This is a genomic window from Vibrio sp. Y176 (assembly GCF_033438945.1).
Genome location: NZ_JAWOQS010000388.1, coordinates 1 through 774, shown reverse-complemented (window position 1 = coordinate 774; position 774 = coordinate 1). Strand labels below are relative to the sequence as shown.

General features: G+C 46.0%; 1 protein-coding gene. It reads left to right on the top strand.

What is annotated here, in order from left to right; genetic code table 11:
- A partial coding sequence (gene ychF / locus R7O13_RS26230) for a redox-regulated ATPase YchF (protein WP_318305124.1) occupies positions 1-774 on the top strand: 774 nt, incomplete at both ends.

Sequence of the window (774 nt, the reverse complement as noted above, 5' to 3'; positions counted from 1 at the left end):
GAACATCCGTGAAACAGACGCTATCGGTCACGTTGTACGCTGTTTCGAAAACGAAAATATCGTTCACGTTGCAGGTAAAGTATCTCCAATCGAAGATATTGAAGTAATCAACCTTGAACTAGCTATGGCTGACCTTGATTCTTGTGAGCGCGCGATTCAGCGTAACGCGAAGAAAGCAAAAGGCGGCGACAAAGACGCGAAGTTCGAGCTGACAGTTCTAGAAAAGCTGCTTCCTGTACTAACAGAAGGTGGTTCAGCGCGTACCGTTGAGCTTTCTAAAGAAGAACTAGCAGCTGTAGGTTACCTAAACTTCCTAACGCTAAAACCAACCATGTACATTGCAAACGTAAATGAAGATGGTTTTGAAGACAACCCGTACCTAGACGCAGTACGTGAGTTCGCAGCAAAAGAAAACAACGTGGTTGTTCCTGTATGTGCAGCGATCGAATCAGAAATGGCTGAACTAGAAGACGACGAACGCGAAGAGTTTCTAGCGGATCTAGGCATCGAAGAACCTGGTCTAAACCGCGTAATTCGTGCTGGTTACGAACTGCTAAGTCTACAGACGTACTTCACAGCTGGCGTTAAAGAAGTTCGTGCATGGACAATTCCTGTAGGCGCAACAGCACCAAAGGCAGCAGCGAAGATCCACACTGACTTTGAAAAAGGCTTCATCCGTGCAGAAGTCGTTGGTTACGAAGACTTCATCCAATACAACGGTGAAAACGGAGCAAAAGACGCAGGTAAATGGCGTCTAGAAGGTAAAGACTACAT